Below are 20,385 nucleotides of genomic sequence, written 5' to 3'. Positions count from 1 at the left end.
CTGCGCCATGTGGATAAGCGACGAGAATCCTTGTTCTCCGCCTGCGGCGCGTTGTCGCGAACCGCAGGCTCTTTGAAAGCCCGGGGGAGGGGGCTGGGCAAAAAATCGGGCGGTCACGGTTTTGTCTTGAAAGCTGCTTGACACCTCCAGATGAACCCCGTAGAGAGCCGCTCATCGAACGGCAAGCCGCTCGACGGGGATCGCCTTGAACCCCGATTTGGAAATGCGCGGGTGTAGCTCAGTTGGTTAGAGTGCCGGCCTGTCACGCCGGAGGTCGCGGGTTCGAGCCCCGTCACTCGCGCCATTCCAAAGCCTTCAGGGCATGCTGCTTAAGGCAGCGAAGACATGGGGCCAACCCCATGAAATGCGCGGGTGTAGCTCAGTCGGTTAGAGTGCCGGCCTGTCACGCCGGAGGTCGCGGGTTCGAGCCCCGTCACTCGCGCCACTTCTTTTCTCCAGGTGATTTTCTGATGACTTGCGCCTCTGGCGCCGGCATCATTGCTGTGTCTTTTTGCACTGCACGCGCGATTGCGCGAGACAGGCATTTTACCCGCTGGTAAGGTGCTCTCCGGTATCGGGTGAAAAGGCTTTGGTTGGACTTGCGCTGGGTGGCTGCCTGCGCTAACCACGGCGCGTTGCAACTCTCTTTACGGCTTGTCGACTCCGCCCTAGATGCCTCATGGCATGCGAGACAAGCAGGGTGATATGATGACTGAACTGCTCGGTTCTTACCTTCCGATCGCCATCTTCATCGGCATATCCTTGATTATCGGTATCGCGCTTTTGGTGGCGCCGTTTGCCGTGGCTTACAAGGCGCCCGATTCGGAGAAGCTTTCGGCCTACGAGTGCGGCTTCAATGCGTTTGACGATGCCCGCATGAAGTTCGACATCCGCTTCTACCTGGTGTCGATTCTCTTCATCATCTTCGACCTCGAAGTCGCCTTCCTGTTCCCTTGGGCAGTCTCATTCGGTGAGATCGGCTGGTTCGGCTTTTGGTCGATGATGGTTTTCCTCGGTGTTCTCACCGTCGGCTTTATCTATGAATGGAAGAAGGGGGCGCTCGAATGGGAGTGATCCAGTCCGATACGACGATGATCGCGCCGCAGGCGAAGGGTATCATCGATCCCAACACCGGCAAGCCAATCGGCGCCGATGACCGCTTCTTCGGCGAGATCAACAACGAGCTCGCCGACAAGGGCTTTCTGGTCACCTCGACCGACGAGCTGATCAACTGGGCCCGTACTGGCTCCCTGATGTGGATGACCTTTGGTCTGGCCTGCTGCGCCGTCGAAATGATGCAGCTCTCCATGCCGCGTTACGACGCAGAGCGCTTCGGCTTTGCGCCGCGCGCCTCACCGCGTCAGTCCGACGTCATGATCGTCGCCGGCACGCTGACCAACAAGATGGCGCCCGCGCTCCGCAAGGTCTATGACCAGATGCCGGAACCGCGTTACGTGATCTCGATGGGTTCCTGCGCCAATGGCGGCGGCTACTACCATTATTCCTATTCCGTCGTGCGCGGCTGCGACCGCGTCGTGCCGGTCGATATCTACGTGCCGGGCTGTCCCCCCACGGCAGAAGCTCTGCTATATGGCGTGATGCTCCTGCAGAAGAAGATCCGGCGCACGGGCACGATCGAGCGGTAAGGCGAAGGGACTGAAAACATGAGTGAAGCCCTGAACGAGCTTGCCTCCTACCTCGCAGAGATGCGCGGTGCGCTGATCGCGTCGAGCGAAATCCGTTTCGGCGAGCTGTCGCTGACGGCGAAGTCGGAAAACCTGATCTCGCTCCTGACCTTCCTGCGCGACGACGTCCAGTGCGGCTTCGTCAACCTGATCGACATCTGCGGCGTCGACTACCCGAAGCGCGAAGACCGCTTCGACGTGGTCTACCACCTGCTGTCGCCGCGCCAGAACCTGCGCATCCGCATCAAGGTCGCGACCGGCGAGTTCAAGCCGGTCCCGTCCGCCTGTTCGGTTTTCCCCGGCGCTGATTGGTTCGAGCGCGAAACCTGGGACATGTACGGCATCCTCTTCACGGATCATCCGGACCTGCGTCGTATCCTTACCGACTACGGCTTCGAAGGCCATCCGCTGCGCAAGGACTTCCCCACGACCGGTTTCGTCGAAGTTCGCTACGACGACAACGCCAAGCGCGTCGTCTACGAACCGGTGGAGCTCAAGCAGGAATTCCGCAATTTCGACTTCCTCTCGCCCTGGGAAGGCACGGATTACGTGCTGCCCGGCGATGAAAAAGCGGCCAAGTGAGCGGAAGGGCAGAGACCATGAACGAACACAACGTCCGCAACTTCAACATTAACTTCGGTCCGCAGCATCCGGCCGCCCACGGCGTTCTGCGCCTCGTGCTGGAGCTTGACGGTGAAATCGTCGAGCGCGTCGATCCGCATATCGGCCTGCTGCATCGCGGCACCGAGAAGCTGATCGAGACCAAGACCTATCTGCAGGCGCTGCCCTATTTCGATCGTCTCGACTATGTCGCGCCGATGAACCAGGAACATGCCTATTCGCTGGCCGTCGAAAAGCTCCTCGACATCCAGATCCCGATCCGTGGTCAGCTGATCCGCGTTCTCTATTCGGAAATCGGCCGTATCCTCTCGCACCTCCTTAACGTCACGACGCAGGCCATGGACGTCGGCGCGCTGACGCCGCCCCTCTGGGGCTTCGAAGAGCGCGAAAAGCTGATGGTGTTCTACGAGCGCGCCTCCGGTGCCCGCATGCACGCCGCCTATATCCGTCCGGGTGGCATCCATCAGGATCTGCCGCATGATCTCGTCGAGGATATCGGCAAGTGGTGCGACCAGTTCCCGGAAAAGCTCGACGACATCGACGATCTTCTCACCGGCAACCGCATCTTCAAGCAGCGTAACGTCGATATCGGCGTTGTCAGCCTGGATGACTGCTGGGCCTGGGGCTTCTCGGGCGTGATGGTCCGCGGTTCGGGCGCTGCCTGGGATCTGCGCAAGTCGCAGCCCTACGAGTGCTATGCCGATCTCGACTTCGACATCATGGTCGGCAAGAACGGCGACTGCTACGATCGTTACCTGATCCGCATGTTCGAAATGCGCGAGTCGGTGAAGATCATGAAGCAGTGCGTCAACCGTCTGCTCGGCGATGCCAAGACCGGCCCGGTTTCGTCGCTGGACGGCAAGGTCGTTCCGCCGAAGCGTGGCGAGATGAAGCGTTCTATGGAAGGCCTGATCCACCACTTCAAGCTCTACACGGAAGGCTATCATGTGCCGGCCGGTGAGGTTTATGCCGCTGTCGAAGCCCCCAAGGGCGAGTTCGGCGTCTTCCTCGTCTCCGACGGCACAAATAAGCCCTATCGCTGCAAGATCCGCGCCCCGGGTTACGCACATCTGCAGGCCATGGATTTCCTGTGCCGCGGCCACCAGCTGGCCGACGTCTCGGCAATCCTCGGCTCGCTCGACATCGTGTTCGGGGAAGTTGACCGCTGATGCTGAAGGTACTTGCCGCAACGTTGATCTGTCTCGGTGCCACCCAGGTGGTGGCCCAGGAACAGGGTAACGTATCGTCGCGCGAGACAGTATCGATGGCCAAGCTGATCCAGGATGGATACGAGATTAAAAGCTCCAGCTGGACCGGCTCGAAGCTCTTCGTATTCGTTCAGAAAGACAATTCGGCCTATGCCTGCGAATTCGCCAATGTGACGAATACGCGGTGTGGTTCCATAAACTGAGACAAGGCGTGAGGAAGTATGTCCGTTCGTCGACTAGCCGAAGAGCAATTCCAGCCCGCAGCGTTTTCCTTCAATCCGGAAAACGCCACCTGGGCTGAGGCCACCATTCGCAAGTATCCGGCGGGGCGCCAGCAATCGGCTGTCATTCCGCTGCTGATGCGCGCACAGGAACAGGAAGGCTGGGTCACCAAGGCTGCGATCGAGTATGTCGCTGAAAAGCTCGACATGGCTTACATCCGCGTCCTGGAAGTCGCGACCTTCTACACCCAGTTCCAGCTGAAGCCTGTCGGTACCCGGGCCCATATCCAGGTCTGCGGCACGACGCCTTGCATGCTGCGCGGTGCGGAAGATCTGATCCACGTCTGCAAGTCGAAGATCCATCCGGAGCCCTTCGAGCGCAACGCCGACGGCACGCTTTCCTGGGAAGAGGTTGAGTGTCAGGGCGCCTGCGTCAATGCGCCAATGGTGATGATCTTCAAGGACGCCTATGAAGACCTGACCGTGACCCAGCTCGAGCACATCATCGATCGCTTTGCCGCAGGCAAGGGCTCCGACGTCAAGCCGGGTCCGCAGGTTGATCGAATCTTCTCGGCACCCGTTGGTGGTCCGACGACGCTGACCGGTGACATCCAGCCGATCCGCTTCAGCGACACGCCCGCTGCGGCCAAGCCTGAGGAAACATCGGTTCCGCCGGCCAATGCCGCAAAGCCGGTGACCGATGCGCCCGAAACGGACAAGAGCCTGAAGACACCGGCAACCGCCAAGAAGGCGGCTGCCGAGAACGTCAAGCAGAAGGGCGATTCCGCCGATACGGCGCGCCCGGTCGAAAAGGAAGTTGCACCGGCTCCCGCTCCGGTCATGGACGAAAAGAACCGTCCTCAAGGCATCGAGCGTCCGGCAGCTCCCGATGATCTGAAGATGATCTCGGGCGTCGGTCCGAAGATCGAAGCGACACTGAACGGCCTCGGCGTCTACACGTTCGATCAGATCGCCAAGTGGAAGAAGGCAGAACGCGAGTGGGTCGACACCTACCTCAAGTTCTACGGCCGCATCGAGCGGGACGACTGGGTCAAGCAGGCCAAGGCGCTCGCCAAGGGTGGCGAAGCGGAATACATCAAGGTCTTCGGCAAGAAGCCACGCTGAGAGGTTAGGTTATGTTGAGAGATCAGGATCGCATCTTTACCAATATCTACGGCCTCAAGGACAAGTCCCTGAAGGGCGCCATGAGCCGTGGCCACTGGGATGGCACCAAGCAAATCCTCGAAAAGGGCCGGGACTGGATCATCAACGAGATGAAGGCCTCCGGTCTTCGCGGTCGCGGCGGCGCAGGCTTCCCGACCGGTCTCAAGTGGTCCTTCATGCCGAAGGAATCGGACGGTCGCCCGCACTACCTCGTGGTCAATGCCGACGAGTCGGAACCCGGCACTTGCAAGGACCGCGAGATCATGCGCCATGATCCGCACACCCTGATCGAAGGCTGCGTCATCGCCTCCTTCGCCATGAACGCGCATCACGCCTTCATCTATGTTCGCGGCGAATTCATGCGCGAACGCGAAGCCCTGCAGGCCGCGATCGACGAGTGCTACGACTACGGTCTGCTCGGCAAGAACAACAAGCTCGGCTACGACATCGACATCGTCGTGCATCACGGCGCCGGCGCTTACATCTGCGGCGAAGAAACAGCACTTCTGGAAAGCCTTGAAGGCAAGAAGGGCCAGCCTCGTCTGAAGCCGCCGTTCCCGGCCAATATGGGTCTCTACGGCTGCCCGACCACGGTCAACAACGTCGAATCGATCGCCGTTGCCCCGACCATCCTGCGTCGCGGTGCGTCCTGGTATTCGAGCTTCGGTCGTCCGAACAATGCCGGCACTAAGCTGTTTTCGATTTCCGGTCACGTCAACAAGCCGTGCACGGTCGAAGAAGCCATGTCGATCACCTTCCAGGAGCTGATCGAAAAGCACTGTGGCGGCATCCGCGGCGGCTGGGACAACCTGCTTGCCGTCATCCCGGGCGGCTCGTCGGTACCTTGCGTACCGGGCGCCCAGATGAAGGACGCCATCATGGACTATGACGGTCTGCGCGAGCTGGGCTCCGGCCTCGGCACCGCCGCTGTCATCGTCATGGACAAGTCGACCGATATCGTGAAGGCCATCTGGCGCCTCTCGGCCTTCTACAAGCACGAGAGCTGTGGCCAGTGCACGCCGTGCCGTGAAGGCACGGGCTGGATGATGCGCGTTATGGAACGCATGGTGAAGGGCAATGCCCAGAAGCGTGAAATCGACATGCTCTTCCAGGTGACGAAGCAGGTCGAGGGCCACACCATCTGTGCGTTGGGTGACGCGGCCGCATGGCCGATCCAGGGCCTGATCAAGCATTTCCGTCCCGAGATGGAAAAGCGCATCGACCAGTACACCCGCAACGCGATCGCCCACGGGGTGGTCATGGAAGCGGCAGAGTAAGGGACAAAAGGGATGACGAGCTCTTCGGACAAGGGCGGGAAGAAGGGGCCGGACGAACCGGCGTCGGAAACTCGCGCTCCCGAAGGTCTCGACGACCTGATGACCAATCCGGCGGCCGCAATGGCCGCCGCAACCGCCTTCGGCTTCGGCATGGCGGCGCAGATGAGCAAGTTTTTCCTCGGCTCCCTCCAGGGTGCCATGGAAGTGACAGGCCAGCTTGCGCGGCAGCTGGAAGAAGAACGCAAGGCGGCGGAGGCTGATTCGGTCGCCGAGCCCGAGACCAAGGTCGAGGCGGCGGCTGAAACGTCAGAACCAGCGCTTACTCCGGCGAAGGTGAAGGCGGAAAAGCCGGTCGCGTCGAAGGTGAAGGCCAAGGCTGAAGCGCCGGCTAAACCGGTCGCCGCCAAGGTGGAAAAGCCGAAGCCGGCACCAAAGGCAAAGGCGGTCGCTAAACCTGCGGCCGCGCCGAAGGTCAAGGCAAAGCCTGAACCGAAGGTCGAGGTCGCCGTTCCGGCACCGAAGCCGAAAAAGGCCTCCGGCAGGGCCGACGATCTGAAGAAGATCGACGGTATCGGCCCGAAGGTCGAGCAGGTCCTGAAGGGCAGGGGCATCACCCGCTATCAGGATCTGGTGGCGATGGACGAGGCGGCGCTAACAGCGCTGGACAAGGAATTGGGTCTCGACGGCCGTGTGCTGCGAGACGACTGGGCAGGCCAGGCGCGCCGATTGGCGGGCGGCAAGGCTCGGTCAGGCAAGTGAGATTAGGGTCCGGCGGCGCGGGGGCGATGCGCTGGGCTTGAGGGATAAAACGGGCGGCTTTTCATCCGGAAGGGACGAGGGTCGTCAGTCGCGGCAGTAATGCCACGGCAAGATGCGCGGAAGCGTGAGGCAGGAAGGCGAATATGGCAAAGCTGAAGGTCGACGGTAAAGAGATCGAGGTTCCGGATCATTTCACGCTGTTGCAGGCGTGCGAGGAAGCCGGCGCCGAGGTTCCGCGCTTTTGTTTCCATGAAAGACTGTCGGTTGCCGGCAATTGCCGGATGTGCCTTGTCGAAGTGAAGGGTGGCCCGCCGAAGCCGGCAGCCTCCTGTGCCATGGGCGTGCGCGACGTGCGCGGCGGCCCGAACGGCGAACTTCCGGAAGTCTTCACCAACACGCCGATGGTCAAGAAGGCCCGCGAAGGCGTGATGGAATTCCTGCTGATCAATCATCCGCTGGATTGCCCGATCTGCGACCAGGGTGGCGAATGCGACCTGCAGGACCAGGCCATGGCATTTGGTATCGACAGCTCGCGCTATACCGAGAACAAGCGCGCCGTCGAAGACAAGTATATCGGACCGCTGGTCAAGACCGTGATGAACCGCTGCATTCACTGCACGCGCTGCGTCCGCTTCACCACCGAAGTGGCCGGTATTGCCGAACTCGGCCTGATCGGCCGTGGCGAAGACGCCGAGATCACGACCTATCTCGAGCAGGCAATGACGTCTGAGCTCCAGGGCAATGTCGTCGACCTCTGCCCGGTCGGCGCGCTGACCTCCAAGCCTTTCGCCTTCACGGCCCGTCCGTGGGAACTGAACAAGACCGAATCGGTCGACGTCATGGATGCGCTGGGTTCAGCGATCCGCGTCGATACGCGCGGCCGCGAAGTGATGCGCATCATGCCGCGCGTCAACGAGCAGATCAACGAAGAGTGGATCTCCGACAAGACCCGCTTCATCTGGGATGGCCTGAAGACCCAGCGTCTCGACCGCCCCTACGTGAAGAAGGATGGCCGTCTGCAGCCTGCAAGCTGGGCTGAAGCATTCGCCGCCATCAAGTCGGCTGTTGCCTCGACCTCGGCTGACAAGATCGGTGCTGTCGCCGGTGACCTCGCTTCCGTTGAGGAAATCTTCGCGCTGAAGTCGCTCGTCAACGCTCTGGGGTCTGGCAATACCGACTGTCGCCAGGATGGGACGGCACTCGATCCGTCGCTCGGCCGCTCGACCTACGTCTTCAACGCCGGCATCGAAGGCATCGAAGCCGCCGATGCGATCCTCATCGTTGGTGCAAGCCCGCGTTATGAAGCCGCTGTTCTGAACGCCCGCATCCGCAAGCGTTGGCGCCGCGGTGGCCTGCCGATCGCCCTGATCGGCGAAGGCGGCGACCTGCGTTACCCCTATGATTACCTTGGTGCCGGCACCGAGACTTTGGCCGAGCTTGTCTCGGGCAAGAACAACTTCGCCGAAACGCTGAAGGCCGCCAAGAACCCGATGATCATCATCGGCCAGGGCGCTCTGTCGGGCCCTGATGGCCAGGCCGTTCTCGCGAACGCCGCCAAGCTGGCAGCCGATGTTGGCGCAGTGACCGATGAGTGGAATGGCTTCTGTGTCCTGCACACCGCAGCCTCGCGAGTCGGCGCGCTCGACCTTGGCTTCGTGCCGGGCGAGGGGTCAGTTGCTGCCGGTCAGATGCTGTCCTCGCTCGACGTCGTCTTCCTGCTCGGCGCCGACGAACTCGATTTCTCGGCCAAGACAGCCAAGTGCGTCGTCTATATCGGCAGCCACGGCGACAACGGCGCGCATTACGCCGACGTCATCCTGCCGGGCGCGACCTATACCGAGAAGTCGGGTACCTGGGTCAACACCGAAGGCCGCGTCCAGATGGGCAACCGCGCCGGCTTCGCGCCGGGCGAGGCTCGCGAAGACTGGGCGATCCTGCGTGCACTTTCCGATGTGCTCGGCAAGAAGCTGCCGTTCGATTCGCTGTCGCAGCTGCGTGGCCAGCTCTATGAAGCCTACCCGCATTTCGCCGAGATCGACGAGATCGCAGCCGGCTCTTCGGCCGATATTGCTGCACTGGCGAAAAAACCCGGGAAGATGGGCAAGTCTCTGTTTGCGTCGCCGGTCAAAGACTTCTATTTGACGAACCCGATCGCACGCGCTTCGGCCGTCATGGCAGAGTGCTCGGCATTGGCCCGCAACAATTTCAAGGCCGCGGCAGAGTAAGGGCAGGGGACCATGGATAATTTCGTTTCCACCTATGTGTGGCCGGCGGCCATCATGATCGGGCAGTCCCTTCTGCTGCTCGTCTGCCTTCTGGTCTTCATCGCCTACATCCTGCTAGCAGACCGCAAGATCTGGGCAGCCGTTCAGCTGCGTCGCGGTCCGAACGTCGTAGGCCCCTGGGGTCTCTTCCAGTCCTTCGCCGACCTACTGAAGTTCGTCTTCAAGGAGCCGGTCATTCCGGCGGGCGCCAACAAGGGCGTCTTCCTGCTGGCCCCGCTCGTTGCCGTGACGCTCGCGCTCGCAACCTGGGCAGTTATCCCGGTCAACGCCGGATGGGTGATCGCCAACATCAATGTCGGCATCCTGTTCGTCTTCGCGGTGTCGTCGCTCGAAGTCTACGGCATCATCATGGGCGGCTGGGCTTCGAACTCGAAGTACCCGTTCCTCGGTGCCCTTCGCTCGGCAGCGCAGATGGTGTCCTACGAAGTCTCGATGGGCTTTGTCATCGTCACCGTTCTGCTCTGCGTCGGTTCGCTCAACCTGACCGACATCGTCGTGGCCCAGAACAACGGCCTCGGCACGATGATGGGTCTTCCGGCCTCCTTCCTCGACTGGCACTGGCTGGCGCTCTTCCCAATGTTCGTGATCTTCTTCATCTCGGCATTGGCAGAAACCAACCGTCCGCCCTTCGACCTTCCGGAAGCCGAATCCGAACTCGTCGCCGGCTTCATGGTCGAATACGGCTCGACCCCGTACATGATGTTCATGCTCGGCGAATACGCGGCCATCGTCCTGATGTGCTCGCTGACCACGATCCTCTTCCTCGGAGGCTGGTTGCCGCCGGTCGACGTCTGGTTCCTCAACTGGGTCCCGGGCATCATCTGGTTCGTGCTGAAGGCGACCATGGTCTTCTTCATGTTCGCCATGGTGAAGGCATTCGTTCCGCGCTACCGCTATGACCAGCTGATGCGTCTCGGTTGGAAGGTCTTCCTTCCGATCTCGCTCGCCATGGTCATCATCACTGCATTCGTGCTGAAGCTGATGGGTTGGGCGTAATGACGCCCTCCCGGACACTTGGCTGATTAGGAGAACAAGATGGCTGCTCTGACCCAGGCTATCAATTCGATCTTCCTGAAGGAGTTCGTCGGCGCATTCTTCCTGTCGATGCGCTACTTCTTCAAGCAGAAGGCAACGATCAACTACCCGTTCGAAAAGGGCCCGGTATCGGCCCGCTTCCGCGGCGAGCATGCGCTGCGCCGCTATCCGAACGGCGAAGAGCGCTGCATCGCCTGCAAGCTCTGCGAGGCGATCTGTCCTGCCCAGGCCATCACCATCGAAGCTGGCCCGCGCCGCAATGACGGCACGCGCCGCACGGTGCGTTACGACATCGACATGGTGAAGTGCATTTATTGCGGTTTCTGCCAGGAAGCCTGCCCGGTCGACGCGATCGTTGAGGGACCGAACTTCGAGTTCGCCACCGAGACCCGCGAAGAGCTCTATTTCGACAAGGCACGCCTGCTTGACAATGGCGACCGCTGGGAACGTGAAATCGCGCGCAACATCGCGATGGACTCTCCCTACCGCTGATCCCTTAGGGATCGATCGCCTTGGGCGGAGCGCGGGGCTTCGCCGGGGCACATGAATGAAATTTGTAACGGGCGTGCCGATGGGGATATCGGTCACGCCTTATCGGGCGGCGGGGCAGGGCCCTCGTCCGGGGGAAGATGAAAAGGCACCAACATGGGTCTTCAGGCTCTCTTTTTCTATCTCTTCGCCTTTGTCGCGGTGGCTTCGGCCTTCATGGTGATATCGGCTCGGAACCCGGTCCATTCGGTCCTGTTCCTCATTCTGACCTTCATCAACGCTTCGGGCCTTCTGCTCCTTACGGGGGCTGAATTCCTGGCGATGATCCTTCTGGTCGTCTATGTCGGCGCGGTTGCGGTTCTCTTCCTCTTCGTCGTGATGATGCTCGACATCGACTTCACGGAACTGAGGGCAGGGGCTGCGAAATACGCGCCCGTCGGCGCGCTGATCGGCCTTATCGTTGCGGTTGAACTTGTTGTCGTCATCGGCGGCAGCACGATCAGCCCCGAGGCGCTGAATGCGATCACCCAGCCGATCCCGGCTGTGGCGGAACGTCAGAACACGCAGGCGCTGGGCGACGTGCTCTATACCGATTACGTCTTCTTCTTCCAGATCGCGGGCCTGGTCCTGTTCGTCGCCATGATCGGCGCGATCGTGCTGACCCTGCGCCACCGCACCAACATCAAGCGCCAGGACATCTCCGCCCAGGTCGCCCGCACGCCAGAGACCTCCGTCAAGGTGGTCAAGGTCAAGCCGGGCCAGGGCGTCTGAGCCGAGCAAGAGGTCAAGGAACAGAATTATGGAAATCGGTCTTTCCCACTACCTCACGGTCAGTGCCATGCTCTTCACCCTCGGGGTCTTCGGCATCTTCCTGAACCGCAAGAACGTCATCGTCATCCTGATGTCGATCGAGTTGATCCTGCTCGCGGTCAACATCAACATGGTCGCCTTCTCGACCTTCCTCGGCGATCTCGTCGGCCAGGTCTTCGCGCTGTTTATCCTGACGGTGGCAGCCGCCGAAGCGGCTATCGGTCTCGCGATCCTGGTGGTCTTCTACCGTAATCGCGGCTCCATCGCCGTCGAAGACGTCAACATGATGAAGGGCTGATCGGGTCATGATCTACAAGGCTATCGTCTTTCTCCCCCTGATCGGCTTCCTGATCGCCGGCCTTTTCGGCCGCCAGATCGGTGCCAAGGCGTCGGAATATGTGACCACCGGTCTGATGATCATCGTGGCCGTTCTGTCCTGGATCGTCTTCTTCAACGTCGCCATGAGCCATGAGGCCCACGAGGTCATCAAGGTGCCCGTGCTGCGCTGGATCCAGTCCGGCGGCATCGACGTCGAGTGGGCCTTCCGCATCGACACGCTGACCGCCGTTATGTTCGTGGTCGTCAACTCGGTGTCGTGCCTCGTGCACCTCTACTCGATCGGCTACATGCATCACGACCCGCATCGGCCGCGCTTCTTTGCCTATCTTTCGCTCTTCACCTTCGCGATGCTCATGCTCATCACGTCGGACAACCTGCTGCAGATGTTCTTCGGCTGGGAAGGCGTGGGCCTGGCGTCCTATCTGCTGATCGGTTTCTGGTATAAGAAGCCGTCGGCTTCGGCTGCCGCCATGAAGGCCTTCATCGTCAACCGCGTCGGTGACTTCGGCTTCATCCTCGGCATCTCGGCCCTTTTCGTGATGTTCGGCTCGATCAACCTCGAGACGATCTTCGCCTCGGCCCAGTCCTATCTGCCGACCGATCCTGCAGCCGCTCCGGAAGTTGTCCTCAACCTCTTCGGCATGCAGCTCGACCGCAGCCATGCGCTGACCGGCGCCTGCCTGCTGCTCTTCATGGGCGCGATGGGTAAGTCTGCGCAGTTCTTGCTGCACACCTGGCTGCCGGACGCCATGGAAGGCCCGACCCCGGTTTCGGCGCTGATTCACGCCGCAACCATGGTTACCGCAGGCGTCTTCCTCGTCGCCCGCATGTCGCCGGTGTTCGAACTGTCGCCGGATGCGCTGACCGTCGTCACCATCGTCGGTGCGATCACGGCCTTCTTCGCCGCGACCGTCGGTCTGGTTCAGAACGACATCAAGCGCGTCATCGCCTATTCGACCTGCTCGCAGCTCGGCTACATGTTCGTGGCGCTCGGTGTCGGCGCCTATGGCGCGGCCGTCTTCCACCTCTTCACGCACGCCTTCTTCAAGGCGCTCCTGTTCCTAGGTGCCGGTTCCGTCATCCACGCTGTCGATGGCGAGCAGGACATGCGCTACATGGGCGGTCTGCGTAAGCACATCCCCTATACCTTCTGGGCGATGACCATCGGTACGCTGGCGCTGACCGGCGTCGGCATCCCCGGCACGATCATCGGCTTTGCTGGTTTCTTCTCGAAGGATGCCATCATCGAATCGGCTTTCGCTTCGCATAGCTCGGTCGGCGTCTTCGCCTTCACCCTGCTCGTGATTGCCGCTCTCTTCACCAGCTTCTACTCGTGGCGCCTGGCGTTCATGACCTTCTTCGGCAAGCCGCGCGCTTCCGCCGATGTCATGCACCACGTGCACGAGTCGCCGATGGTCATGCTGCTGCCGCTTCTGCTGCTCGGCATCGGTGCTGTCGTTGCTGGCGTGATCTTCCACGACTATTTCTTCGGTCATCACTATGCCGATTTCTGGAAGGGCGCGCTCTTCACGCTGCCGACCAACACGGTTCTCGAAGAGTTCCATGAAGTGCCGAAGTGGGTGAAGTGGAGCCCGTTCGTCGCCATGGCACTCGGCTTCGTCACCGCCTGGTACATGTATATCAAGAACCCGTCAGCGCCGAAGAAGCTCGCTGAACAGCAGTGGATGCTCTACCAGTTCCTGCTCAACAAGTGGTACTTCGACGAGCTCTACGACTTCCTCTTCGTTCGGTCCTCCAAGGCGCTCGGCCGCTTCCTCTGGAAGAAGGGTGACGTTGCCACCATCGACGCCTATGGCCCGAACGGTGTCGCCTCGGCCGTCGGCGGCCTGACCCAGAGGGTCGTTCGCCTGCAGTCTGGCTACCTCTACCATTATGCCTTCGCGATGCTGATCGGCATTGCGGCCCTCGTTACCTGGATGATGCTCGGGAGCTCCCTCTGATGACCGATTGGCCCATTCTCTCGACGGTCACCTTCCTTCCCCTGGTCGGCGTGGCTCTGCTTCTGCTGACCCGTGGTGACACCTCTCTCGGCCGCCGCAACATCCTGAACGTCTCGCTGCTGACGACGGTCTTCACCTTCGTCGTGTCGCTCTTCATCTGGATCAATTTCGACAATTCGAACACCGGCTTCCAGATGGTGGAAAAGCACGCCTGGCTCGGGACCGGCATCTCCTACCATGTCGGCGTCGACGGCATCTCGATGCTGTTCGTCATCCTGACGACGCTGCTCATGCCCTTCTGCATTCTCGCGAGCTGGACCTCGGTCGAGAAGCGCCTGAAGGAATACATGATCGCCTTCCTGGTCCTCGAGACCCTGATGATCGGCGTCTTCGTGTCGCTCGACATCGTGCTCTTCTACGTCTTCTTCGAAGCCGGCCTGATCCCGATGTTCATCATCATCGGCGTTTGGGGTGGCAAGGATCGCGTCTACGCGTCCTACAAGTTCTTCCTCTACACGCTGCTCGGCTCGGTGCTGATGCTGCTCGCCATCATGGCAATGTACTGGGATGCCGGCACGACCGATATCGCAGCGCTGCTGCAGCACGATTTCCCGCCGCAGATGCAGACATGGCTATGGCTTGCCTTCTTCGCCTCGTTCGCGGTGAAGATGCCGATGTGGCCTGTTCATACCTGGCTGCCGGACGCGCACGTTCAGGCACCGACGGCCGGTTCCGTCATCCTGGCGGGTATCCTGCTGAAGCTTGGCGGCTACGGCTTCCTACGCTTCTCGCTGCCGATGTTCCCGCTGGCGTCCGACTTCTTCGCGCCCTTCGTCTTTACGCTGTCGGTCATTGCCATCATCTACACCTCGCTGGTCGCGATGATGCAGGAAGACATCAAGAAGCTGATCGCCTACTCGTCCGTCGCCCACATGGGTTACGTGACCATGGGTATCTTCGCCGCCAACCAGCAGGGCGTGCAGGGTGCGATCTTCCAGATGATCAGCCACGGCTTCGTCTCCGGCGCGCTCTTCCTCTGCGTCGGCGTGATCTACGACCGTCTCCACACCCGCGAGATCGCGGCCTATGGCGGCCTCGTCAACAACATGCCGAAATATGCGCTTGCCTTCATGGTCTTCACCATGGCCAATGTCGGCCTGCCGGGTACCTCGGGCTTCGTCGGTGAATTCCTCACCCTGATCGGCGTCTTCCGCGTCAATACCTGGGTCGCGCTCTTCGCCGCCACCGGCGTCATCCTTTCGGCTGCCTATGCGCTCTGGCTCTATCGCCGGGTCGTCTTCGGTGCGCTTGAGAAGGAGAGCCTGAAGGCCATGCTCGACTTGAATGCCCGCGAAAAGCTCGTGCTTTACCCGCTGATCGCACTCACCATCTTCTTCGGCGTCTACCCGGCTCCCATCCTCGATGCGACCGCAGCCTCCGTCGACAATCTGGTGAACAACTACTCCGCAGCCTTGCAAGCAGCCCAGTCTCTGGCGCTGATTGCGAACTGACGACAGGATCCTTTGGACATGACCGTTGAAACTCTCATTGCAAGCCTGCATCTGGTCACGCCGGAACTGATCCTGGCCGTGGGCGCCATGGTGCTGCTCATGATCGGCGTGTTTTCGGGCGATAAGTCGAACAGTGTCGTCACGGGGCTCGCGATCGCGCTTCTGATCTTCTCCGGCGCCTGGCTTGTCTTCTCGGGCGCCGAAGGCCAGGCCTTCAACGGCGCCTATATCGCCGACGGCTATGCAAAGTTCATGAAGATCCTCGCCATCATCGGTTCGGTGACGGCGATGATCATGGCGGTCGGTCACGCCCGCTTCGACCACCTCGACAAGTTCGAATTCCCGGTCCTGCTGGTGCTCGCGACCCTCGGCGTCATGCTGATGATCTCGGCCAACAACCTGATCACGCTCTACATGGCGCTCGAACTGCAGTCGCTCGCGCTCTACGTCGTCGCTGCCATCAACCGCGACAGCCTGCGCTCGACGGAAGCTGGCCTCAAGTACTTCGTGCTCGGCGCGCTTTCCTCGGGCATGCTGCTCTATGGCATGTCGCTGGTCTACGGCTTCACCGGCAACACGGGCTTCGAGCAGATCTCTGCCGTTCTCTCGCAGGGCGAACCATCGCTCGGCCTGATCTTCGGTCTGGTCTTCGTCCTCGCCGGTCTGGCATTCAAGATCTCGGCCGTTCCGTTCCACATGTGGACGCCTGACGTTTACGAAGGCGCCCCGACCCCGGTCACCGCTTTCCTCGCGGCTGCTCCGAAGATCGGCGCCATGGCCATCTTCGTCCGTATCGTCATTGACGCCTTCCTGCCCATCTTCGCCGAATGGCAGCAGATCGTGGTCTTCATCGCGATCGCCTCGATGGTGCTGGGGTCTGTCGCCGCCATCGGCCAGAAGAACATCAAGCGACTGATGGCTTATTCGTCCATCGGTCACATGGGCTACGCACTTGTCGGCCTCGCTGCCGGCAATGACACCGGTGTTGCCGGCGTCCTGATCTACATGATGATCTACCTGGTCATGACGCTCGGCACCTTCGCCTGCATCATGGCGATGCGCCAGAAGGAAGGCGGCAATGTCGAGAGCATCGACGATCTCGCTGGCCTCTCGACCACGCGTCCCTTCATGGCCTTCGTGCTGACCGCGCTGATGTTCTCGCTCGCCGGCATTCCGCCGCTGGCAGGCTTCTTTGCCAAGTACTTCGTCTTCGTGGCGGCCATCGAAGCCAAGCTCTACGCGCTCGCCATCATCGGCGTTCTCGCCTCGGTCATCGGTGCCTACTACTACCTGCGCATCATCAAGGTCATGTGGTTCGACGAAGCCAAGGGTGAATTCGCCCGCACGTCGGTCGAGTTGCGCCTCGTCTTCGGCCTTTCCGGTTTCTTCGTCCTCGGTTATGTTCTCTTCGGTGGCCCGCTCGGGACCGCTGCGGAAGCAGCTGCAAAGACGTTGTTTAATTGACCAGCCTCGGAAGACCGCGCCGGATTTCTCTCGATGATTTCCGGCACGAAGCCTTAGACGAAGTCTCGTCCACCAATACGGAAGCATTCGCCCGCGCTCGCGCGGGCGATTCCGGTTTTCTGTGGCTGACAGCCGAGCGCCAGACCGGAGGCCGTGGCCGTCGCGGTCGCCCTTGGGTCTCCGAGCGTGGCAATCTTTACTCGAGCCTGCTGTTGATCGATCCGGCCCCAGCAGAGCAACTCGGCTCCTTGCCGCTTGCCGTGGCGCTTGCGGTCCATGCCGCCGTTCAGTCGGTGATGCCGCCTGGTGGTGAGCCCGTTGACATCAAGTGGCCGAACGACGTCTTGATCGGCCGCAAGAAAACCTCGGGCATCCTGCTGGAAGCCGAACGCGTCGCCGAGGGCCGCATGGCACTTGCGATCGGCATCGGCATCAACATCGCCCATCGTCCGGATCTGACGCTCTATCCGGTCACGTCGCTCGCCGATCAGGGTGTGTCGATCTCGCCGCCGGAATTCTTCGCCCGCCTTTTCGCCGAGATGGCGGACGTGCTTGACGTCTGGGACGAGGGCAGGGGCATTGCCGAGATCGTCCGGCGGTGGCGCGCTGTCGCCTGCGGCATCGGCGAGAAAATCACGGTGAACCTGCCGGATCGCTCGATTTCCGGTATCTTTTCCGGAATCGATGATAAGGGAATTTTATTGCTCGACCGGGGCCCCGACGGAATGATGTCGGTTGCCGCCGGAGATGTGTTTTTCGGGTAGACTGGATCGGAAAGAAGAATGGCCAAGAACGACGAACTGGTTTTCCTGCCGCTGGGCGGCGTAGGTGAAATCGGCATGAACCTCGCATTGTACGGCTATGGCCCGCCGTCCAATCGCCAGTGGATCATGGTCGACTGCGGCGTGACCTTCGCCGGTCCCGATCTGCCGGGAGTGGACCTCGTGCTTCCCGATATCGAATTCATCAAGAAGCAGAATAAGAACCTCAAGGGCATCATCATCACCCATGCCCACGAAGACCACTACGGCGCCTTGAACGACCTGTGGCCAGGCCTGAACGTGCCGGTCTATGCCTCGCGTTTCACCGCCGGCATGCTGGAAGCCAAGCGTGACTACGAAGGCTCGCGCGCCGAAATCCCGATCACGCCCTTCAAGCAGGGCGACCGCATCAATGTCGGTCCCTTCGAGATCGAGGCGATCGGCGTCAACCATTCGATCCCCGAGCCGATGTCGCTGGTCATCCGCACGCCGCTCGGCAATGTCGTGCACACGGGCGACTGGAAGATCGACCATAACCCCTCGCTGGGGCCGCTGACCGACGAAGGCCGCTTCCGCGCAGTCGGCGACGAAGGCGTCCTCGCATTGCTGTGCGATTCCACCAATGCCATGCGTGATGGTGTCTCTCCGTCCGAGGAAGAGGTCTCCGCGGGCCTTCAGAAGATCATCGAGGCCGCCGAAGGTCGCGTCGCCATCACCACCTTCTCCTCGAATGTCGGCCGTATCCGCTCGATCGCGCTCGCAGCGGAAGCCGCAGGTCGTGAAGTCCTGTTGCTCGGCAGCTCGCTGAAGCGCGTCACGAATGTGGCCCAGGACATCGGCATCATGGAGGGTATTCGCCCCTTCATCGCCGAGGACGAATACGGTTTCATCCCGCGCGACAAGGTCGTCGTCATCCTGACGGGCAGCCAGGGCGAGGCACGTGCAGCGCTCGCCAAGCTCTCGCGTGACGAGATGCGCAACGTGGCGCTGACCGCCGGCGACACCGTGGTCTTCTCCTCGCGCGCCATTCCCGGCAATGAGAAGGCGATACTCGAGATCAAGAATGGCTTGATCGAGCAGGGCGTGCACATCATCACGGACAGTGAAGCGCTGGTTCACGTCTCGGGCCATCCGCGCCGCAATGAACTTTTGAAGATGTACGAGTGGGTCCGCCCGCAAATGCTCGTTCCCGTCCATGGCGAAGCAGCTCACCTGGTCGCCCAGAAGGATCTGGCACTGCAGGCCGGCATCCCGACCGTTCCCCATGTCCGCAATGGCGATATCCTGCGCATCGCGCCGGGTCCGGCCGAGGTCATCGACCACGCTCCCTTCGGCCGCGTCTACAAGGACGGCAAGCTCGTCGGCGATATCGAGGAAATGGGCATCGCCGATCGCAAGAAGCTCTCTTATGTCGGCCACGTCGCCGTGAGCGTGCTTCTCGACAGCCGCTTCGACTTCCTCGGTGATCCCGATGTCGTCCCCTTCGGCCTGCCGGAAGTGGATCACGAGGGTGAGCTGATGGAAGACACGCTGTATGACGCTGTCCTCGGCGCCGTCGAAAGCATTCCGCGCAGCCGCCGCAAGGATCTGGACACCGTTCGCGAAGCCATTCGCCGTGCGGTTCGCTCAACGGCCAACGAGGTCTGGGGTAAGAAGCCGATCGTCACGGTGTTCCTGACCAAAGTCTGAGGGACGAGGCGGGCAGGGATGACCTAATCTTTGCCCGCAACGCCAGGAGGAAACCATGCTCGGCCGCGTCAATCACATCGCCATCGCTGTCCCGAATCTCACGGCCGCGACCGCAAGCTATCGTGATACGCTCGGCGCAAAGGTGTCCCAGGCACAGGCCCTGCCAGAACATGGCGTGACCGTCGTCTTCGTCGAATTGGAAAACACCAAGGTCGAACTGCTGGAGCCGCTCGGCGAAGCTTCCCCGATTGCGGCCTTTCTGGAAAAGAACCCATCCGGCGGCATGCACCACATCTGCTACGAGGTGACCGACATCCTGGCCGCCCGTGACCAGCTCTCTGCCACCGGCGCTCGCGTGCTCGGAAGCGGTGAGCCCAAGATCGGCGCCCATGGCAAGCCGGTGCTGTTCCTTCATCCGAAGGATTTCTTCGGCACTCTCATTGAACTCGAACAGGTCTGACGCTGCAATCACGCAGTGCTGATATCTTGTTGATCGGGGAGCGCGGCTGCCTGCGACGCTTTTGTCTTTGTGCCCGCCGGTTTCCGCGATTATAGGGTGATAAACGGCAGGAGCGCGCGAGCCTATGCCGGATCAAGTCTGGAGCGAGACATCATGGCGATCCTGTCGGGACTGGCGGTTTATTTTGTGATCTGGTGGCTGACCCTGTTCGCCGTCCTGCCAATCGGCCTGCGCACCCAGGATGAGGACGAAAATGTCGTGCCTGGTACGGTGGCAAGCGCTCCGACCCGATTCCGGGCGGCCCGGATCTTCCTCACCACGACTGTTGTTTCAGGTCTGATCTATGGCGCCTGGTATGTTGCCGGCACCTATTTCGGCATCGGCTTCAAGGACCTGCCGATCATCATGCCGGGCGTCGAGTCTTAAAAGGCCGCCCTTAGGCAGCCAGAACTAGCAAATCTGACAACAAGGCAAAAAAAAACAAGGTCAAAAGACCTTGTTCGAAGCTTCGCGTGATCCTTCACCAATTAAGGGGCTGCGAACGGGCGCGCCTAGATCTGATCCTCCCAAGACTTGACCGCGAGTGTGGCAAAGATTTGTACTCCCTGCCTCTTTTATGGGCTGAACCTAGCCCAATCAGTGACCG

The 20,385-nt window shown here is 61.0% G+C and carries 20 protein-coding genes and 2 tRNA genes; all 22 read left to right on the top strand.

The features are described from left to right. The first annotated feature begins 227 nt into the window (after positions 1–227). The 22 genes from AC02Y0_RS10415 (at position 228) to AC02Y0_RS10310 (ending at position 20,165) form a co-directional block, all read left to right on the top strand. A tRNA-Asp gene (locus AC02Y0_RS10415) sits at positions 228–304 on the top strand. A 64-nt stretch (positions 305–368) separates the two neighbouring features. Then, positions 369–445, top strand: a tRNA-Asp gene (locus tag AC02Y0_RS10410). A 263-nt stretch (positions 446–708) separates the two neighbouring features. After that, the gene (locus AC02Y0_RS10405; protein WP_006727567.1) at positions 709–1,074 is read left to right on the top strand and encodes an NADH-quinone oxidoreductase subunit A; all 366 of its coding nucleotides are present in this window, start codon (positions 709–711) and stop codon (positions 1,072–1,074) included. Next, positions 1,065–1,646: a NuoB/complex I 20 kDa subunit family protein gene (locus AC02Y0_RS10400; RefSeq protein ID WP_054150616.1), complete on the top strand. Its 582-nt coding sequence runs from the start codon at positions 1,065–1,067 to the stop codon at positions 1,644–1,646. The genes AC02Y0_RS10405 and AC02Y0_RS10400 overlap by 10 nt, the downstream gene beginning before the upstream one ends. An 18-nt stretch (positions 1,647–1,664) precedes the next feature. Continuing rightward, positions 1,665–2,267 (top strand): NADH-quinone oxidoreductase subunit C, encoded by a 603-nt coding sequence (locus AC02Y0_RS10395; protein WP_444557884.1) that lies wholly within the window; start codon positions 1,665–1,667, stop codon positions 2,265–2,267. 17 nt (positions 2,268–2,284) lie between these two features. Further along, on the top strand, positions 2,285–3,475 hold the full coding sequence (locus tag AC02Y0_RS10390; protein ID WP_444557885.1) for an NADH-quinone oxidoreductase subunit D: 1,191 nt from the start codon (positions 2,285–2,287) through the stop codon (positions 3,473–3,475). Then, positions 3,475–3,717 (top strand): hypothetical protein, encoded by a 243-nt coding sequence (locus AC02Y0_RS10385; RefSeq protein WP_476383752.1) that lies wholly within the window; start codon positions 3,475–3,477, stop codon positions 3,715–3,717. The genes AC02Y0_RS10390 and AC02Y0_RS10385 overlap by 1 nt, the downstream gene beginning before the upstream one ends. A gap of 18 nt (positions 3,718–3,735) precedes the next feature. Next, a complete protein-coding gene (locus AC02Y0_RS10380) occupies positions 3,736–4,860 on the top strand; it encodes an NADH-quinone oxidoreductase subunit E (RefSeq protein WP_476383751.1) in 1,125 nt (374 codons plus the stop codon). An 11-nt stretch (positions 4,861–4,871) separates the two neighbouring features. Then, entirely contained in the window at positions 4,872–6,176 is a 1,305-nt protein-coding gene (nuoF, locus tag AC02Y0_RS10375) for an NADH-quinone oxidoreductase subunit NuoF (RefSeq protein WP_476383750.1), read from the top strand. 12 nt (positions 6,177–6,188) lie between these two features. Continuing rightward, the gene (locus AC02Y0_RS10370) at positions 6,189–6,935 is read left to right on the top strand and encodes a 5' DNA nuclease (RefSeq protein WP_476383749.1); all 747 of its coding nucleotides are present in this window, start codon (positions 6,189–6,191) and stop codon (positions 6,933–6,935) included. Positions 6,936–7,078: 143 nt separating this feature from the next. Further along, the gene (nuoG, locus tag AC02Y0_RS10365) at positions 7,079–9,160 is read left to right on the top strand and encodes an NADH-quinone oxidoreductase subunit NuoG (protein ID WP_476383748.1); all 2,082 of its coding nucleotides are present in this window, start codon (positions 7,079–7,081) and stop codon (positions 9,158–9,160) included. A 12-nt stretch (positions 9,161–9,172) separates the two neighbouring features. After that, positions 9,173–10,216, top strand: coding sequence for an NADH-quinone oxidoreductase subunit NuoH (gene nuoH, locus AC02Y0_RS10360; RefSeq protein ID WP_102019675.1), 1,044 nt, complete (start codon positions 9,173–9,175; stop codon positions 10,214–10,216). A 39-nt stretch (positions 10,217–10,255) separates the two neighbouring features. Continuing rightward, a complete protein-coding gene (gene nuoI, locus AC02Y0_RS10355) occupies positions 10,256–10,747 on the top strand; it encodes an NADH-quinone oxidoreductase subunit NuoI (protein ID WP_102019676.1) in 492 nt (163 codons plus the stop codon). Between the two features lie 153 nt (positions 10,748–10,900). After that, positions 10,901–11,515, top strand: a complete 615-nt coding sequence (locus AC02Y0_RS10350; RefSeq protein WP_476383747.1) for an NADH-quinone oxidoreductase subunit J — start codon at positions 10,901–10,903, stop codon at positions 11,513–11,515. Positions 11,516–11,543: 28 nt separating this feature from the next. After that, entirely contained in the window at positions 11,544–11,852 is a 309-nt protein-coding gene (gene nuoK, locus AC02Y0_RS10345; protein ID WP_102019678.1) for an NADH-quinone oxidoreductase subunit NuoK, read from the top strand. Between the two features lie 7 nt (positions 11,853–11,859). Continuing rightward, complete coding sequence (gene nuoL, locus AC02Y0_RS10340; RefSeq protein WP_476383746.1) at positions 11,860–13,854, top strand: NADH-quinone oxidoreductase subunit L; 1,995 nt, start codon at positions 11,860–11,862, stop codon at positions 13,852–13,854. Next, positions 13,854–15,365 carry an NADH-quinone oxidoreductase subunit M gene (locus AC02Y0_RS10335; protein ID WP_102019680.1) on the top strand — a complete coding sequence of 504 codons (1,512 nt, stop codon included), beginning with the start codon at positions 13,854–13,856 and terminating at the stop codon, positions 15,363–15,365. Before nuoL ends, AC02Y0_RS10335 begins: the two co-directional genes overlap by 1 nt. A gap of 18 nt (positions 15,366–15,383) precedes the next feature. Next, positions 15,384–16,829, top strand: coding sequence for an NADH-quinone oxidoreductase subunit NuoN (gene nuoN, locus AC02Y0_RS10330; protein WP_476383745.1), 1,446 nt, complete (start codon positions 15,384–15,386; stop codon positions 16,827–16,829). Continuing rightward, on the top strand, positions 16,826–17,593 hold the full coding sequence (locus AC02Y0_RS10325) for a biotin--[acetyl-CoA-carboxylase] ligase (protein WP_476383744.1): 768 nt from the start codon (positions 16,826–16,828) through the stop codon (positions 17,591–17,593). Before nuoN ends, AC02Y0_RS10325 begins: the two co-directional genes overlap by 4 nt. An 18-nt stretch (positions 17,594–17,611) precedes the next feature. After that, a complete protein-coding gene (locus tag AC02Y0_RS10320) occupies positions 17,612–19,279 on the top strand; it encodes a ribonuclease J (RefSeq protein ID WP_476383743.1) in 1,668 nt (555 codons plus the stop codon). Between the two features lie 55 nt (positions 19,280–19,334). Next, entirely contained in the window at positions 19,335–19,739 is a 405-nt protein-coding gene (gene mce, locus AC02Y0_RS10315; protein WP_476383742.1) for a methylmalonyl-CoA epimerase, read from the top strand. Between the two features lie 153 nt (positions 19,740–19,892). Beyond that, positions 19,893–20,165 carry a DUF1467 family protein gene (locus tag AC02Y0_RS10310; protein ID WP_476383741.1) on the top strand — a complete coding sequence of 91 codons (273 nt, stop codon included), beginning with the start codon at positions 19,893–19,895 and terminating at the stop codon, positions 20,163–20,165. The last annotated feature ends 220 nt before the right edge of the window (positions 20,166–20,385 follow it).

Source organism: Allorhizobium sp. nf9_anc (assembly GCF_056323085.1).
The sequence above is the reverse complement of the archived record's forward strand: the minus strand, read 5'-3'. Positions and strand labels throughout refer to the sequence as shown.

What these genes read in the sequence shown, in the direction of transcription:
- nuoK (WP_102019678.1), top strand. Translation starts at nt 11,544, where the DNA reads ATGGAAATCGGTCTTTCCCACTACCTCACGGTCAGTGCCATGCTCTTC.
- nuoH (WP_102019675.1), top strand. Translation starts at nt 9,173, where the DNA reads ATGGATAATTTCGTTTCCACCTATGTGTGGCCGGCGGCCATCATGATC.
- AC02Y0_RS10350 (WP_476383747.1), top strand. Translation starts at nt 10,901, where the DNA reads ATGGGTCTTCAGGCTCTCTTTTTCTATCTCTTCGCCTTTGTCGCGGTG.
- AC02Y0_RS10335 (WP_102019680.1), top strand. Translation starts at nt 13,854, where the DNA reads ATGACCGATTGGCCCATTCTCTCGACGGTCACCTTCCTTCCCCTGGTC.
- AC02Y0_RS10320 (WP_476383743.1), top strand. Translation starts at nt 17,612, where the DNA reads ATGGCCAAGAACGACGAACTGGTTTTCCTGCCGCTGGGCGGCGTAGGT.
- nuoG (WP_476383748.1), top strand. Translation starts at nt 7,079, where the DNA reads ATGGCAAAGCTGAAGGTCGACGGTAAAGAGATCGAGGTTCCGGATCAT.
- nuoL (WP_476383746.1), top strand. Translation starts at nt 11,860, where the DNA reads ATGATCTACAAGGCTATCGTCTTTCTCCCCCTGATCGGCTTCCTGATC.
- mce (WP_476383742.1), top strand. Translation starts at nt 19,335, where the DNA reads ATGCTCGGCCGCGTCAATCACATCGCCATCGCTGTCCCGAATCTCACG.
- AC02Y0_RS10400 (WP_054150616.1), top strand. Translation starts at nt 1,065, where the DNA reads ATGGGAGTGATCCAGTCCGATACGACGATGATCGCGCCGCAGGCGAAG.
- AC02Y0_RS10385 (WP_476383752.1), top strand. Translation starts at nt 3,475, where the DNA reads ATGCTGAAGGTACTTGCCGCAACGTTGATCTGTCTCGGTGCCACCCAG.
- nuoI (WP_102019676.1), top strand. Translation starts at nt 10,256, where the DNA reads ATGGCTGCTCTGACCCAGGCTATCAATTCGATCTTCCTGAAGGAGTTC.
- AC02Y0_RS10370 (WP_476383749.1), top strand. Translation starts at nt 6,189, where the DNA reads ATGACGAGCTCTTCGGACAAGGGCGGGAAGAAGGGGCCGGACGAACCG.
- AC02Y0_RS10395 (WP_444557884.1), top strand. Translation starts at nt 1,665, where the DNA reads ATGAGTGAAGCCCTGAACGAGCTTGCCTCCTACCTCGCAGAGATGCGC.
- AC02Y0_RS10390 (WP_444557885.1), top strand. Translation starts at nt 2,285, where the DNA reads ATGAACGAACACAACGTCCGCAACTTCAACATTAACTTCGGTCCGCAG.
- AC02Y0_RS10380 (WP_476383751.1), top strand. Translation starts at nt 3,736, where the DNA reads ATGTCCGTTCGTCGACTAGCCGAAGAGCAATTCCAGCCCGCAGCGTTT.
- AC02Y0_RS10310 (WP_476383741.1), top strand. Translation starts at nt 19,893, where the DNA reads ATGGCGATCCTGTCGGGACTGGCGGTTTATTTTGTGATCTGGTGGCTG.
- AC02Y0_RS10405 (WP_006727567.1), top strand. Translation starts at nt 709, where the DNA reads ATGACTGAACTGCTCGGTTCTTACCTTCCGATCGCCATCTTCATCGGC.
- nuoF (WP_476383750.1), top strand. Translation starts at nt 4,872, where the DNA reads ATGTTGAGAGATCAGGATCGCATCTTTACCAATATCTACGGCCTCAAG.
- nuoN (WP_476383745.1), top strand. Translation starts at nt 15,384, where the DNA reads ATGACCGTTGAAACTCTCATTGCAAGCCTGCATCTGGTCACGCCGGAA.